The sequence below is a fragment of the Photobacterium frigidiphilum genome, assembly GCF_003025615.1.
GTDB lineage: Bacteria > Pseudomonadota > Gammaproteobacteria > Enterobacterales > Vibrionaceae > Photobacterium > Photobacterium frigidiphilum.
Map to the genome: position 1 here is coordinate 68,831 of NZ_PYMJ01000029.1, position 15,807 is coordinate 84,637.

Here is a 15,807-nt window from a genome sequence, read left to right on the forward strand (position 1 = left end):
TTGCCCTGTCTTTAAGTTAAAAAATAAATAAATAAAAAATAAATGGGAATTTTGTAGCAAGGAGGCGCGGATTTTCTTCCTGAAAACCCGCTTTATTATTTAGCGGTACGTTAGTTATTATTAGTTATAACGCTTCGCTTTGTATTCTGGGTGCATTAGGTTTTGTACAGAGAAGATGTCGTCTAGTTGCTCTTCAGTTAGAAGACCACGCTCAAGTACAACTTCGCGTACGTTTTTACCTGTTTCAGCACAAATCTTACCAACAATGTCACCTTCGTGGTGGCCAATGAATGGGTTTAGGTAAGTAACGATACCGATTGAGTTAAATACGTAACTTTCACATACTTCTTTATTCACTGTGATACCCGATACGCACTTATCACGTAGAGTTACACAAGCGTTTTTCAGAAGTGAAATAGATTCGAACAGTGCTTGACCGATAACAGGTTCCATTACGTTCAACTGAAGCTGACCAGCTTCTGCTGCGAAAGTAATTGTTGTGTCGTTACCAATAACCTTGAAGCAAACTTGGTTAACTACTTCAGGAATTACTGGGTTTACTTTAGCTGGCATGATAGAAGAACCAGCCTGCATTTCTGGTAGGTTTAGTTCGTTCAAACCTGTACGAGGACCAGAAGAAAGTAGACGTAAGTCGTTACAAATCTTAGACAGTTTAACCGCAGTACGCTTAAGAGCACCGTGGATCATTACGTATGCGCCACAGTCAGACGTTGCTTCGATTAAATCTTCTGCTGGTGTACATGGTAGACCAGTGATTTCAGCAAGACGCTGAACAGCAAGTTCTTGGTAACCAGTCGCTGCGTTTAAGCCAGTACCGATAGCTGTTGCACCTAAGTTCACTTCAAGTAGAAGATCTGCTGTGTACTTAAGGTTTTTGATTTCTTCTTTAAGAAGAACTGAGTACGCGTGGAATTCTTGACCAACAGTCATTGGTACAGCATCTTGAAGCTGAGTACGACCCATCTTTAGAACGCCTGCGAATTCTTTATCTTTCGCGTCGAAAGCACCTTTTAGATAATCAAGTGCTTCAATCATTGTCATGATGCTGTTGTATACAGCAACACGGAAGCCTGTTGGGTATGCACAGTTAGTTGATTGCGATTTGTTTACGTGATCATTAGGGTTAACGACGTCGTATTCGCCTTTATCTTTACCCATCAGTTCAAGAGCAAGGTTAGCAATAACTTCGTTTGCGTTCATGTTAACTGAAGTACCAGCACCGCCTTGGTAAACATCAGACGGGAATTGATCCATACACTTACCAGTGTCTAGAATTAAATCACATGCTTGGATGATGTAGTTACCAACTTCTGAAGGAATAGCGCCTAGCTCTTTGTTCGCCATTGCAGCTGCTTTCTTAGTGAAAACCATACCGCGAACAAAATCAGGAACGTCAGAAATTGTAGTGCTTGAGATGTTGAAGTTTTCAACAGCGCGAAGTGTGTGGATACCCCAGTAAGCGTCAGCAGGAACGTGACGTTCACCTAGTAAATCTTCTTCAATGCGAGTAGCAACATTTAGAGTTGCTTCATTCTTTTCAAGATCAATCATCTGAGACATAAATATAGCCTTTATGGGGAATCTGCTAATAAAAATTCAAACTTTGAGCCAGTTCTGAATAAGAATCCATTCCGCAGAAGTTTTGGCTAGATGATCGTTCCTGACACCTTATTTGCTGCCGATAATACTCCCCTTTAGTGGTAAAACCATAACCGAGATCACTTTTTTGAAGCACATGAAAACATTTGCACAGTAATGAGATCTCCCTCACAAATACTGTTAATGGTTAGGCTCTCAATTATAGTAGTAAATGAAGGAATATAATCAATTGTGAATGAAGTGTGTCTTTACTATTAGTAACGAATAATGCGGGGTAGCTTCGCGCCTATTTGGTTGAAAAATGCCAAAATAGCCCCATAGTTAATGTACGGATAAAATTTAATATCTTTTAAGTAATACTTCGGTGATGAAGTGTTACCTGTAAGTGATCAACGACTCCTAAGAGGTAAGCTGTGTTTCCTGTATTGCTGTTTCTATTTATTCTTGTTCCTATCGTTGAAATTGGATTGTTTGTTCAAGTGGGTGGTTTCTTTGGTTTATGGCCAACCCTTGCCTTCGTATTGGTAACAGCCGTTGTGGGGGCGTCATTAGTTCGCAGCCAAGGTATTGCGACCTTGATGTCTGTTCAAAGCCGATTACAACAAGGTGAAATACCGGCTCAACAAATTGTTGAAGGTGTTATGTTGGCTGTTGCGGGCGTATTGCTATTAACCCCAGGCTTTATGACTGATGCATTGGGAATGCTGGTGTTATTGCCTGCACCCCGTGCCATGCTTGCGAAGCAATTAATGAGCCGAGTAAAAGTAAACGGCATGGGTTCTGGTTTCTCGGCAGGATTTGGCGGCGGTCAGGGGTTTGACAATCAAAGCCCATTTGGTCAGCAAGAGACGCGTAATACTGACAATCGAGACGGTGATGTGTTTGATGGTGAGTTTGAACGTAAAGACGATAAAAACAACGACCAGAATAATCGTTTGAATTAATTTACCGTATAAAAACACTGAACGACGTATTACGCTAGACAATAAAAAAGCAGCCATTAGCTGCTTTTTTTGTTCATGCTATTCACATATTTCAAGCGAAAAGACGTTATTTTTTGTATCGTGATATGTTTAAAATCCTGCTTGTTTACGCATGCGAATAGCATATAGATAGGCACAAATACCACTGATGATATTGGCAACGGTAATACCAATAAATAATCCTTCAGTGCCATTAAGCTGGCAGCCTAACCATGCCGCAGGTAATAAAAAGCCGAATAAGCGTAATAAATTCCACACTAGAGCATGCATTGATTTGTGCATCGCATTTAAAGCGCTAATTAATAACATACACACAGCTTGAAGCCCGTAACTGCTTGGTACTATGATTAGGTAATGCCACAACGGTTCACGCACCGCAATATCTTGACTGAATAAGGCTGATAGCGGCCAACTGAGCGGAACCATCATCACGAAAACCAACAGCTGGAAAATAATGGCAAATCGCATGGCGATAAAAAAAGCTTTAAAAGCCCGTTGGGGTTTATCTGCCCCTAAATTTTGCGCCATAAAGGGCATTAACGCAGAGCCTAACGCCATCATGGTAATGACCAGTAACGATTCAATGCGCATTGCTGCCCCATAAGCCGCAACAGATGTTGTGCCTTGCGTGGCAAGTAACCACATGAGTAATGCACCAGATAACGGATTTAACGCATTGGATAGCCCGGCAGGCATACCAATTTGCATCACTTTTTTCCAATCGTTAAGCAGTAATGCTGGTTTCGGTTTTGCGAGCAATTTCTCTCGGTAAATTAAAATAAACAGCGAATAAAGCAGAGCAAACGCCCAGCTTATGCCACTCGCAATCGCCGCCCCTTTAACCCCTAATTCAGGAAACGGTCCGTAGCCAAAGATCAATAAAGGATCGAGCGCACCATTGATCAAACCTGCCAACATCATGATCTTCGCCGGCGTTTTAGTATCACCAGTTGCACGAATCGCACTATTTCCAGCCATCGGAATAACCAGCAATGGGATCGCCAAATACCAAACGCTCATGTATTCACTGATCACGGGCAATAGATCAGGGCTTGCGCCAATGAGTGAAAACAAAGGTTCAATTGTGCTGATACCTAAGCTTGATGCTGCAATAACCAGTATGACGGCTAATAGCATGCCATGACTGGCAAAGCGTGCTGCTGAATGTGTATCGCCTTTACCTAATAAGCGCCCAATGTTAGTTGAAATACCAACACTGACCCCCATCGTGATGCAATTTACCGCAAAGGTAACAGGAAAGGTGAAGCTGACAGCAGCCAGTGCATCAGTGCCTAATAATGAGATAAAAAAAGTATCAACGAGGTTGAACATTAAGATCGCAACCATACCAAATACCATAGGTACAGTAAGGCGGCGCAGTACATCGGCGATAGGATCAGATAGCAGCCCGTGTTTGTCGGGGCGTTGATTTATGGTCTTTGGGATTACCGGCAGGGACCTTTTTTCTTTTAACATAATGGTCTCGAATTTGATTCGCACGATTACCCTAAAGCAAAGAGTGTGATCGGGCAAAAATTCTCGGGGTTATTTTCGTAATATTTAGTGCTTAGGGCTTGGGATCCTGAAAAACGACCCAACATGTGTACTTAACAGAGCAAGTAAGTAACCTCTAGTGTGCTACTTGTTTATATCCCATGGATCTTACCCAATCAGGAGAGACGACCAATGAACATTCGTCCTTTACATGACCGAGTTATCGTTGAACGCCAAGAAGTTGAATCTAAGTCTGCTGGTGGCATTGTGCTAACTGGTTCTGCTGCCGAAAAATCAACACGTGGTGTTGTACTAGCTGTAGGCAAAGGCCGCATTCTAGAAAATGGCACAGTTCAAGAGTTGGACGTTAAAGTTGGTGATACTGTTATCTTTGCTGAAGGCTACGGCACTAAGTCAGAAAAGATTGATGGTAAAGAAGTCCTGATCATGTCTGAAAATGACATCATGGCAATCGTTGAATAATCCGTTCACTTTAAATAAATAATTAAGAAAGGAATAGAGACATGGCTGCTAAAGACGTTAAATTTGGCAATGACGCTCGAATTAAAATGCTAGAAGGTGTAAACGTTCTGGCTGACGCTGTAAAAGTAACACTAGGTCCTAAAGGCCGTAACGTTGTTCTAGACAAATCATTTGGCGCACCAACAATCACAAAAGATGGTGTTTCTGTTGCACGTGAAATCGAACTTGAAGACAAGTTCCAAAACATGGGCGCACAAATGGTAAAAGAAGTGGCTTCGCAAGCGAATGACGCGGCGGGCGACGGAACAACAACAGCAACAGTATTGGCACAGTCAATCATTACTGAAGGTCTAAAAGCCGTTGCTGCTGGCATGAACCCAATGGATCTTAAACGTGGTATCGACAAAGCGGTTATTGCTGCTGTTGCAGCACTAAAAGAACTATCTGTACCATGTGAAGATACAAAAGCTATCGCACAGGTAGGTACTATCTCTGCAAATGCTGATGCAACAGTGGGTAACCTAATTGCAGAAGCAATGGAAAAAGTAGGCCGTGACGGTGTTATCACTGTAGAAGAAGGTCAAGCACTGCATGATGAGCTTGATGTTGTTGAAGGTATGCAGTTCGACCGTGGTTACCTGTCTCCTTACTTCATCAACAACCAAGAAGCGGGTTCTGTTGATCTAGAAAGCCCGTTCATTCTACTTGTAGACAAGAAAGTATCGAATATTCGTGAACTACTTCCTGCTCTAGAAGGCGTAGCGAAAGCATCTCGTCCACTGCTTATCATTGCAGAAGACGTTGAAGGCGAAGCACTAGCAACATTAGTTGTGAACAACATGCGTGGCATCGTAAAAGTTGCTGCTGTTAAAGCGCCTGGTTTCGGTGACCGTCGTAAGTCAATGCTACAAGACATTGCTGTGCTAACGGCTGGTACGGTTATTTCTGAAGAAATCGGTCTAGAGCTAGATAAAGTACAACTTGAAGATCTTGGTCAAGCGAAGCGTATTTCTATCACTAAAGAAAACACCACTATCATCGATGGTGCTGGTGAAGAAACAATGATTAAAGGTCGTGTTGCTCAAATTCGTCAACAAATCGAAGACGCAACATCTGACTATGATAAAGAAAAACTTCAAGAGCGTGTTGCGAAACTAGCTGGCGGCGTTGCTGTTATTAAAGTTGGCGCGGCAACTGAAGTTGAAATGAAAGAGAAGAAAGACCGTGTTCAAGATGCACTACACGCAACGCGTGCAGCTGTAGAAGAAGGCGTGGTTGCTGGTGGTGGTGTTGCACTAATCCGCGCAGCATCAAAAGTTGCTGAGTCTGGTCTTGAAGGTGACAACGAAGAGCAGAACGTAGGTATCCGCGTAGCACTTCGTGCGATGGAATCTCCAATTCGTCAAATCACCAAAAATGCGGGTGACGAAGAATCAGTTGTTGCTAACAATGTTCGTGCTGGCGAAGGTAACTACGGTTACAACGCTGCAACTGGCGAATACGGCGACATGATTGAAATGGGTATTCTTGACCCAACTAAAGTAACGCGTTCAGCACTTCAGTTCGCAGCTTCTGTTGCTGGTCTTATGATTACTACTGAAGCAATGATTACAGATATGCCAGCGAAAGATGCCTCTGCAATGCCTGATATGGGCGGCATGGGTGGTATGGGTGGCATGGGCGGCATGATGTAATCATCATTCTGTTGTTATTAACAACATGGTGTTGATCATTGTGCTGTAAATAACCACTGATAAAAAAGAACCCGTCTTATGACGGGTTTTTTGTACCTGTTACATTATCAACAAGCAACCAACAAGACTTTAATCGTTATAGATAGGATGATTTTTCATCAGAAAGATATCTATAGGCTTACCTGTAAAATCCCTCGAAAAGCTGCACAGCAAATAATAATCAATAAAAACAATGACTTAACGTGTAAATTTAAGTCATTAATCCTTTACTTTAATCTAGAACACCTTTTTGCTGTTTATTTTCAATAAACGTGTACATTGTTTCATTGCAAAAAGTATGTCGTTGTTTTAATCCTATCTAAGTATAAAAAATGCCACACCCTTAATGCGTGAAAAAGCTAAAAAAGCAGTACATCTTTTTATTTGTTTTAAATCAGTAGGTTACAGTGGTGATTTTATGTATTTGATAATTATTTATTTTCGTTCATGTTTTAGGTGTTTATGTGGATCTTTGCTGTACTGGTTTTGGCTTTTAGATCATCTAGCTATTAATGATTTAAAATACCCGCGCTCAGTTCACCTTTGAATTAGCTAGAAAAGCTGTACGTAAAGTTAAATAGTGTCATATCAATGACTTACGTGTAGCTCTTGAGGTTTTGGTTGTGAGCTTTATTTTTGGGCACCTTTTTGCTGATTTTTATTGCAAAAGGTGCGCGGTGACTTGAGTGTGTGGTTAACTGCGGAATAGCGGATAAAACAAGGTATGAAGAACTCAGTGGAGTGTTGCAGAAGGGGGGGGCTATATACAAAAGAAAAGCAGCCAGTAACAGCTGCTTTTAATTAGATCGAATAGTAAGGCTAAGGCACTCGTCGATAAGTTTGAAGCTAACTTTATTGATATTGTAAATGACGGCGATTTTTCTTTGCGGCATTTTTTTCGATATATTCGATAATCATACCAGCGATATCTTTTTCTGTTGCCGCTTCAATACCTTCAAGACCAGGTGATGAGTTAACTTCCATAATTAGTGGGCCGCGTTCAGATCGAAGTAAATCGACCCCTGCAACGCTTAATCCCATTGCTTTTGCAGCTGCGACTGCTGTTTTGCGTTCTTCTGGTGTAATACGGACTAAAGATGCGCTACCACCACGGTGTAAATTCGAACGGAATTCACCATCAGCGGCTTGGCGTTTCATGGCTGCAATGACTTTATCGCCAATCACGAAACAGCGAATATCAGCACCGCCTGCTTCTTTAATATATTCCTGCACCATGATGTTGGCTTTCAGCCCCATAAAAGCTTCAATAACACTTTCTGCAGCCGTTTGGGTTTCAGCCAATACCACGCCAATACCTTGAGTACCTTCTAATAATTTAATGACCAGTGGCGCACCACCGACCATTTTAATTAAATCGGGCACATCGTCTGGTTTGCTGGCAAAGCCAGTGATCGGCATACCTATACCTTTACGGCTTAATAATTGTAAAGAGCGTAGCTTGTCACGAGAACGTGAAATGGCAATTGACTGATTCACCGAGAACACATCCATCATTTCAAATTGACGTAATACTGAACAGCCATAAAATGTTATGTCTGCACCAATACGTGGAATGATGGCGTCAAAACCTGTTAAATCATTACCTTCAAAATGAATAGAAGGCTGTACCGAGTTGATATTCATATAACAACGCAGGGCATTAATGATAACCGCTTCATGACCACGAGCTTCACACGCTTCACGTAAACGGCGGGTTGAGTATAGGGTTTCGTTTTGGGACAGAATGCCAATTTTCATTGCGTTTCTCGCGACTTATAAAGGGTGATATGGGATCAGTGTGGGAAGTTTGGCGAACTTCAATTTACCGAATAAGGGCAATACTGAATAAGCGGCGACTATGCTCTTAATCGTAAAAAAAATCGAGTGGTGTGACGATGATATTTTTTTATCGTTTTAATAAATATCACTGGTTAAGATTGTTGCGTTAAAGTGTAAAAAGCTTTTGAGTTATAATGATCCAAAAGCTGTACAAGCTGTACGTTCTATTAATAACAATGACTTATATGCTATTCTTTTGGGTTGCAATACTCTTTTTGATTTGGTTCAGCTTTTTGGTGTTTTATGGCTTAAGTGGTGTGCTTCAATAAAAAGAAGAATTGCAAAGGAAAGAAATAACATGGATGAGTGTAGGTACTGGTGGCAATAATACCTCTTGATTAAGCCGGATAACATTTACGAGTTTGAGTTTTTTCATTGTTTTGGTTCGTTTATCATTAATCTCATTGGCGTGATTAATATGCTTGGATCTTTCTTTGTTGCCTTGAAGGAGGCAAATGGTAAGGGCCAGCATGTTGCTGGCCTTGAAGTTATGTGAGCCAGAAATTAACGGTAGATACGTGGGTTGGTTGCACCCCAAACAGTGTAATGTTCTGGCAGAATACGATTGCTTTTCTCTTCGGTCTCTTCGCCAGTGATTTCTTCAAAGCCTTGACGGCCAAAAATAACCACTTCCTCGTTGGTCTGTACGTCGACGATGTCTGTGACATCGACCATGGTGGTGTTCATTGATACCATGCCCATCACGCGAGCACGCTGGCCGTTGATCAGTACCTCTGCCTTGTTACCCAGAGAGCGGGCAAAGCCGTCTGAGTAGCCGATAGGAAGGTTTGCCAGTACAGAATCGCGCTCTAGTACCGCGGTACTGCCGTAGCCGATGGTGCTGCCTGCTGGGAAGTGGTGCAGTGACGCAACATGTGTTTTGAATGAAACGATGCGCTGGTATGGTGCTGTTGCTGGGTAATCGCCGTAAAGCATGCCGCCTGGGCGAACCATGTCTAGGTGAGCTTCAGGTAAGTTCAGCGTAATGTAAGAGTTGGCAACATGTAGGGTGACGTCCTTACGCTTTAGATCGGTGCTGTCCATCAGCCATTTCGTTTCTACCTTGAAGCGCTTTACCTTGCGCTTGATTTCGTCAAGGCCTTCGTTCGGGAAGTGGGTCATCATGCCTACGATTTCCAGATTGGGATCGCCAGCGATTTCGACACCTTCTACCTGACCTTCATAAGTTGTCAGATCCAGACCGTTACGCCCCATGCCTGAGGTATTCAGTGCTAGGTGAACCGGGATAGTTGTGCCGTTTGCTCGGGCGATTTCGATGATTTGATCGGCTTGTGCCTTGGTACCGATTAATTCTTCCATCTGGTATTGCAGGCCGCCTTCAATTTCATTTTTGCTCGCGGCACGTACTCGCATGATTTTGCCAATGAAACCGTGCTTACGTACCACACGAGCTTCTTCGTTGCTGGTGATCCCAACACATGGCACTTGGTTGGCGATGATGGATGGCATTAGGCCTGCGATACCATTACCGTAAGCGTCGGCTTTCATGATAGCGCAGATTTTTGTATCGGCTTTTAGCTGGTTTTGAAGTAACTGAATGTTGCCAGAAAATGCTTGGGTATCGATTTCCAGCCATGCATTGCTTGACTGAACGCGTTCTTCGCGCTCGTTATTATCGAAATCGACCAGCAGAGGGGCGGCATTGGCGGTAGTTTGACCCATTAGGGCAAGAGCAACTAGGCTAAGTTTCAGTTTCAAAATGTATTTCCTTTTATATATATGATGTAAAAAACGGGGTGAAGTTACAGCGTGAATAAACGCACAACATCACGAAGCGCAGTGGCTCTGCGCTTGAGCTCTTCTACCCCTTGTTGTGCATCTTGTGTTGATAAGCGGTTTTCATTGGCGCTGCTGCTGAGTGTGGCAACATTGGATGATAAGTGTTCAGCGGCAAAAGCTTGCTCTTTTACTGACTCGGCAATTTCTTCCATGCCTTCGGTTACTGAGGTAATTTCAGTTCTAAAGCCATTTAGTGATTGATTTGCTTCATCGGCGTATTGAACGCAACTATCAACTTGACCGACTGCTAGTTGCATCGTATCAGTCGCGCCACTCGTATCGTTTTGAATGGTATTGATCATCGACCCTATTTCGATCGTTGCCTTGGCGGTTCGTTCTGACAGTTGGCGGACTTCGTCGGCTACTACTGCAAACCCACGGCCTTGCTCTCCGGCTCGTGCCGCTTCGATAGCGGCATTGAGCGCCAGTAGATTAGTCTGGTCGGCAATATCTTTGATCACCTCAACAATGGAGTTGATATCATTGGCGCGGCTGTCAAGCTGATGGAGTCTTTCGGCAACAGTGTTGGTTTCCTGTTGGACATTTTGCATACCGGTGACGGCATGATTGATCGCACCGACCGTGTCTTGGGTATGCTGTTCAAAGTGGGTCATTTTTTGGTTGGCACCGTTGACCACTTCCGAAATGCTTTGTGAACTGGTCGCCAACTCTTCGATCGCCGCAGCACTGTTGCCAACGTTTTCTGCCTGTTCGATTGAGCGCTTTGTGACGGCCTGAATGAGGTGATCAAGCTGGGTGGTGATCGCCGCAACGCTTTCGGTGCTTTGGCTAACCTCCATTAGGCGCTGGCGTAATGCTGCCATAAAGGTATTGAACGAGTGCGACATTGCCCCGATTTCATCCTTACTGCTCACTGGCACTTGTTGTGTGAGGTTCCAGTCGCCATTAGCAATGTTGAGCAGTACGGCATTTAGCGTATTGATTGGTGCAACAAGCTGATTGGCGATCAGGCGGGCAGCCACTAGTGCTAGTGCCAAAACGATCATTGCGGTGATACACACTTTCTTGAGTTCGCGGTTTATCATGGCATCAACTTCGCTCAGCGAGATATCGACCCCTATCACATAGGTTTCTCCTTGATGGTTACGAAACGGGACGAAAATTGAGCGGTATCGGCCGTATTCACCTTGGTACTCTTCAAATTGGATTTGTTGAGTCAGGAATGCTTTGCGAAGCATTTTCGGAACGATTTTGTATTCTTCTTGGTACCAGTTTTTATAGTGGCCAGAACGTGCTTCTTCTTTTGTTTGATTGATATAGGTGTAATATATCCGACCGTTTCTCATCACGGTGGAATAGACCCAATCCAGCTCTGAGGCTTGGGTGAAGCTGGTCAAATTCTGGGAAATTTTGTCGTAATCGTTGTTGGCTTTGTTTTGATGATCATGGCGTTCATCACCGATAATTTTTTGGGTGGCATTGGCTGCTGTTGTTAGTTCCGTATTCAGGCTGTTAAGTGTTCTGCTTTGTAAAGCTTGGTAGGAAAAGGTAGATAGTACCAAAATGATGATGAGTGAGAGAACAGCAAAGCATGCTGATAATTTTGTTTTAAGGTTCATATTATTTCTTCTTATGTGTGATTTTGGTTCCATTATTGCGTTGCAAATGAAACTAGCGACATAAAAACAAGTGACTTAAATAGATGAACACTATCTGTTGTTTTTTTCTTAATTTTGGAGGTATAAGGAACGAGAGAGCAAGATAGAGAACGATTTTGTGTCTTTGGTGACACAAAATCTGATGAGGAAGGTTGTTGAAGTGATTATTCTAAGTGAAGGTCTAGTGGGGTTTTACTCGTTCGTCCACCGATCTCGCGTGTTAACTTGGGTACCATATACCCCGATACATTCTGCATTAGACCTGCCATTAAGTGGCGAGCTTCAGTGTCATCAATCATAAAATGGGCCGCACCCTGTACCTTATCTAAAACATGTAAATAATAAGGCTGAATACCTGCAGTAAACAGGCTTTCGCTAAGCGCAGTAAGTGCTTCGACTGAATCATTAATCCCGCGTAATAACACGCCCTGGTTAAGTAAAGTGACATTCACGCGTTTAAGTTTCGTCATGGCATCGGTTAGTTCATCATTAATCTCATTGGCGTGGTTAATATGGGTAACCAGAATCGTTTGTAAGCGACTATTGCCAATTAATGTACATAACTCATCAGTAATACGGTTAGGTATGACGATAGGCAAGCGAGTGTGAATACGCAGACGTTTAATATGAGGAATAGATTCTATTTCATCAACTAGCCATGCTAATTCGTGATCTTTTGCCATTAATGGATCACCGCCTGATAAAATGACTTCATTTAATTCTGGGTGTTCAGCAATGTAGTTCAGCGCCGTTTTCCACTGTGTTTTACCGCCTTTATTATCGCTATAAGGGAAATGACGGCGAAAGCAGTAGCGGCAATTCACCGCACAACCACCTTTCACTATCATTAACGCGCGGTTTTTGTATTTGTGCAGTAAGCCTGGAATGGCGTTGTCTTGTTCTTCTAAAGGATCGAGAGAATACCCTTCATGTACCTCAAACTCTGGCTCTAAAGGCAGTACTTGTCGCAGTAGTGGATCATAGGGGTTGCCAACTTCCATTCTATCAACAAAGCTCATTGGTACACGTAACGCAAATAGCTTTCTTGCGGCTAAGCCCTTTTCCCATGGTATGGGATCGATTTTTAGGGTTTTTAATAGCAGAAAAGGATCTGAAATCGCATTAGCTAGATCATTAAGCCAGTTTTGCTCAACAGTTGAGGCGTTTCGGGTTATTATATGCGGCATTAAATACAACTCGAAGATGTGTAAGAGGATAGAAATGGCGTCTTTCAGCACCAATGAATTCCGCAGCGGAATGAAAATTATGCTAGATAATGAACCTTGTGTCATTATCGAAAACGAATTTGTTAAGCCTGGTAAAGGTCAAGCATTCAGCCGTGTAAAAATCCGTAAGCTACTTTCGGGTAAAGTTCTTGAAAAAACGTTTAAATCTGGCGAATCAGTTGAAGCTGCCGATGTAGTCGAGGTTGAGCTTGATTACCTATACAACGACGGTGAATTCTACCACTTTATGGACAACGTTTCATTTGAGCAGATTGCTGCCGATGTAAAAGCTGTTGGTGATAATGCTAAATGGTTGGTAGAAAACAACACGTGTACGCTAACACTTTGGAACGGTAACCCTATTATTGTTACCCCACCAAACTTCGTAGAACTAGAAGTGACTGAAACTGATCCTGGCCTAAAAGGCGATACACAGGGTACTGGTGGTAAGCCTGCAACACTTATAACGGGCGCCGTTGTACGTGTTCCACTGTTCATCCAGATTGGCGAAGTGATCAAAGCTGATACGCGTTCTGGTGAATACGTAAGTCGTGTGAAGTAATATTTGCTTTCACAGGTAACAAAGAAGTCGCTAAGGCGGCTTTTTTTATGCCTGCAATTCAGTGATTTTGCTGAACTTTCACTGCTTTACATTATTTTTTTATGAAGTCAGTTGTACAGCTGTAAGTGTAAGCTATTGTTTATATTTATTTGTATTTAGAATGAGAGTCATTAATACATACATAATAATTATATTGATTGGTGGGTTATATGGATTTTAAGCCTCAGGCACAAGCTGCGCTAAAGAAAAAACTGTCTCTTCCTCTTGCTGGCGGTATTTTAGGTATTGCTGCATTATTGGGGTTAGCGAATAATTCCGTTTTAATGACCGATGCGGGATATACCTATGTGCATCAGAATAATGTGACTGGCGAATTGGATGTTTTTAGTGAGCCAGGTATTCATTTTCGGATGCCTTTTTTGTCAAAGATCACCCAATACGATCAGGTTATTACCGTTTCTTATGGTAATACAACAGGCGAAGATTTCTATCAACGCTTACCGTCTATTCAAGTCCGCTTTGCTGATACCTATATTGGTAGTATTCCCGTTACTTTCCGATTTAAGCTGTCTCAAAACCCTGATGCGGTGGTCAAAATGCACCGAGAATTTCGTAATAACAGTAATTTAATCGATGCTTTGTTGGTTAAAAATGCACGAAATGTCACGGTGATTACGGCGACTCAATACACCGGAGAAGAATTTTTCCAAGGTGGATTAAATCAATTTAAAACAAAGCTTGGTGATCAGCTGCGTGATGGCATTTATATGACCGAACGAAAGCAAGTTGAAATTGAGCAAATTGATTTAGCGCCAGTCGGTATTAACCAATCTAATTCAAATAAATTGCAACGCACTCAGCAATTGGTATGGAAAACCGTCCCTGTATTAGATGAAGGTGGTAACCCTAAGCGTCAGAACAACCCATTACAGCAGTATGGTATTGCGGTTACGCAAGTGACCATAGGCGACCCTTCACCGGAAGAGCAATTAAACAAGCTATTGATGGATAAGAAGCGATTAGTCGCTGATCGTATTCGTGCCATCCAAGAACAAGAAACGTCAAAAGCACAGGCAGAAACCGAGCAGTTACGCAAAGAGATTCAACGTACTCGCGAAGTACAAGATGCGCAGAGAAATAAAGAGCTCGCGATTATTTCGCAGCAAAAAGAAGTGGAAATTGCCCGTCAAATTGCAGAGCGAGAGATTGTTGAGGTCGAAAAGACAAAGCGTTTAGCGGAGGTTGATAAAGAAAAAGAATTGGCGATAGCGCAAGCTAACTTGGCGATTCAAAAAGCCAATGCGTTATCTGCAGAATACGAAGCGAAAGCCATTTTGTCGAAAGGGCATGCTGAAGCTGAAATCTTAAAATCAAAATATGATGCTTATGGTGCAAACCGCGATGTTTATTTAGCTGAATTGAATCGTGATGTGTCCACTGCGTTGTACAGCAACTTGAAGAACTATCAAGTACAGATGCCAACTAACTATTTTGGTGGCAGTAATGCAGGCAAATTAACCACGAATTTGGATGTAATTACTGGGTTAGGTGCCTTAGGTATTTTAGAGAAAAATCAAAAACTTGCTGATACCAGCCAAAATAAATAGTGTCCACTAACAACACAGACTTATTTGACCAATAAAAAAAGCACCGCCTAAGCGGTGCTTTTTACATTTTGTATATCAATGATGATTAAATCATGAATACAAAGATAATTGCTAAAGCTGATACTAGGAACGCTGTCGCGTAACAAGCGATCTTACCAACCACACCAGTGTGGAATTTAAGATCGTGCATACCATGATGTAGGCGGTGCATTGCATGCCACATTGGTAGTGCTAGTGTCGCGATAGTAAATAGAGCGCCAATGAAGCTTGTTACAAAGCCTGATACGCGCTCATAACTCATTGCATCTGCATCAAGTATGCCTAGTGGCACCATGATACCAAGAACAAGTACAGTTACCGGTGTTAGCATTGCGAACCAAGTACCACCAGCACCAAACAGACCCCACCATACAGGTTCGTCAGAACGCTTAGGATTTAGATTTACCACGTGGTTCTCCTTAAACTAACACTAGAACGACCAGTGAGATTGCAGCAACTGCAGCCCACTGAGCTAGTACAATAATCGTCTTATCAAGCTTTTTGCCTTTAATTTTAATCGGCACTACTTGAGGCATCATGCTGAAGAAGGTTTGTGCATGGAACAAGCTGGCAAGAAGCGCAAGAATGTTTAATACCACCACAATTGGGTTAGACATAAAGCTTAACCAACCCGCCCAAGCTTCTGGTCCTTTCACTAGGCAACCTAGACCGAAAGTCAGGCAGATAGTGAAAAAGATCAAAGGTAGAATTGTTGCTTCACGCACCATGTAGAAGCGGTAGAAAGGATCATCTTTCCACCAAGTACGTGTCATTTCGCGAACGTAAGGTTTACGGTTGCTCA

Annotated in this window: 13 protein-coding genes; 5 read left to right on the top strand and 8 right to left on the bottom strand. The window is 42.6% G+C overall.

The features are described 5' to 3' along the window. Positions 1–120 precede the first annotated feature (120 nt). On the bottom strand, positions 121–1,581 hold the full coding sequence (aspA, locus tag C9J12_RS22185; RefSeq protein WP_107244685.1) for an aspartate ammonia-lyase: 1,461 nt from the start codon (positions 1,579–1,581) through the stop codon (positions 121–123). 452 nt (positions 1,582–2,033) lie between these two features. On the opposite strand from aspA, the gene C9J12_RS22190 reads away from it, so the two are divergent. Beyond that, positions 2,034–2,564: an FxsA family protein gene (locus tag C9J12_RS22190; RefSeq protein ID WP_107244686.1), complete on the top strand. Its 531-nt coding sequence runs from the start codon at positions 2,034–2,036 to the stop codon at positions 2,562–2,564. A 129-nt stretch (positions 2,565–2,693) separates the two neighbouring features. Here C9J12_RS22190 and C9J12_RS22195 read toward each other — a convergent pair whose 3' ends face one another. Beyond that, positions 2,694–4,079, bottom strand: a complete 1,386-nt coding sequence (locus tag C9J12_RS22195) for an MATE family efflux transporter (RefSeq protein ID WP_107244687.1) — start codon at positions 4,077–4,079, stop codon at positions 2,694–2,696. A gap of 210 nt (positions 4,080–4,289) precedes the next feature. On the opposite strand from C9J12_RS22195, the gene C9J12_RS22200 reads away from it, so the two are divergent. Then, positions 4,290–4,580: a co-chaperone GroES gene (locus tag C9J12_RS22200; protein ID WP_006233714.1), complete on the top strand. Its 291-nt coding sequence runs from the start codon at positions 4,290–4,292 to the stop codon at positions 4,578–4,580. A gap of 41 nt (positions 4,581–4,621) precedes the next feature. Further along, complete coding sequence (groL, locus tag C9J12_RS22205) at positions 4,622–6,274, top strand: chaperonin GroEL (RefSeq protein ID WP_107244688.1); 1,653 nt, start codon at positions 4,622–4,624, stop codon at positions 6,272–6,274. Between the two features lie 891 nt (positions 6,275–7,165). Here groL and rimK read toward each other — a convergent pair. From rimK to epmB, 4 genes are all read right to left on the bottom strand, one after another. Next, the gene (gene rimK, locus C9J12_RS22215) at positions 7,166–8,071 is read right to left on the bottom strand and encodes a 30S ribosomal protein S6--L-glutamate ligase (protein WP_107244690.1); all 906 of its coding nucleotides are present in this window, start codon (positions 8,069–8,071) and stop codon (positions 7,166–7,168) included. A 585-nt stretch (positions 8,072–8,656) separates the two neighbouring features. Then, the gene (gene alr, locus C9J12_RS22225; protein WP_011219916.1) at positions 8,657–9,871 is read right to left on the bottom strand and encodes an alanine racemase; all 1,215 of its coding nucleotides are present in this window, start codon (positions 9,869–9,871) and stop codon (positions 8,657–8,659) included. Between the two features lie 44 nt (positions 9,872–9,915). After that, positions 9,916–11,532 (bottom strand): methyl-accepting chemotaxis protein, encoded by a 1,617-nt coding sequence (locus C9J12_RS22230; protein WP_107244692.1) that lies wholly within the window; start codon positions 11,530–11,532, stop codon positions 9,916–9,918. A gap of 203 nt (positions 11,533–11,735) precedes the next feature. Continuing rightward, on the bottom strand, positions 11,736–12,758 hold the full coding sequence (gene epmB / locus C9J12_RS22235; RefSeq protein ID WP_107244697.1) for an EF-P beta-lysylation protein EpmB: 1,023 nt from the start codon (positions 12,756–12,758) through the stop codon (positions 11,736–11,738). Between the two features lie 34 nt (positions 12,759–12,792). On the opposite strand from epmB, the gene efp reads away from it, so the two are divergent. Together efp and C9J12_RS22245 are read left to right on the top strand one after the other, a co-directional pair. Further along, a complete protein-coding gene (efp, locus tag C9J12_RS22240; RefSeq protein WP_011219913.1) occupies positions 12,793–13,359 on the top strand; it encodes an elongation factor P in 567 nt (188 codons plus the stop codon). Between the two features lie 209 nt (positions 13,360–13,568). Further along, complete coding sequence (locus C9J12_RS22245; protein WP_107244693.1) at positions 13,569–14,966, top strand: SPFH domain-containing protein; 1,398 nt, start codon at positions 13,569–13,571, stop codon at positions 14,964–14,966. An 85-nt stretch (positions 14,967–15,051) separates the two neighbouring features. Here the strand turns inward: C9J12_RS22245 and frdD are convergent, their stop codons facing one another. Both frdD and frdC read right to left on the bottom strand, forming a co-directional pair. Continuing rightward, the gene (gene frdD, locus C9J12_RS22250; protein WP_107244694.1) at positions 15,052–15,414 is read right to left on the bottom strand and encodes a fumarate reductase subunit FrdD; all 363 of its coding nucleotides are present in this window, start codon (positions 15,412–15,414) and stop codon (positions 15,052–15,054) included. A gap of 10 nt (positions 15,415–15,424) precedes the next feature. Further along, positions 15,425–15,807, bottom strand: a 383-nt coding sequence (gene frdC, locus C9J12_RS22255) for a fumarate reductase subunit FrdC (RefSeq protein ID WP_107244698.1), incomplete at its 5' end; no start/stop codon positions are given.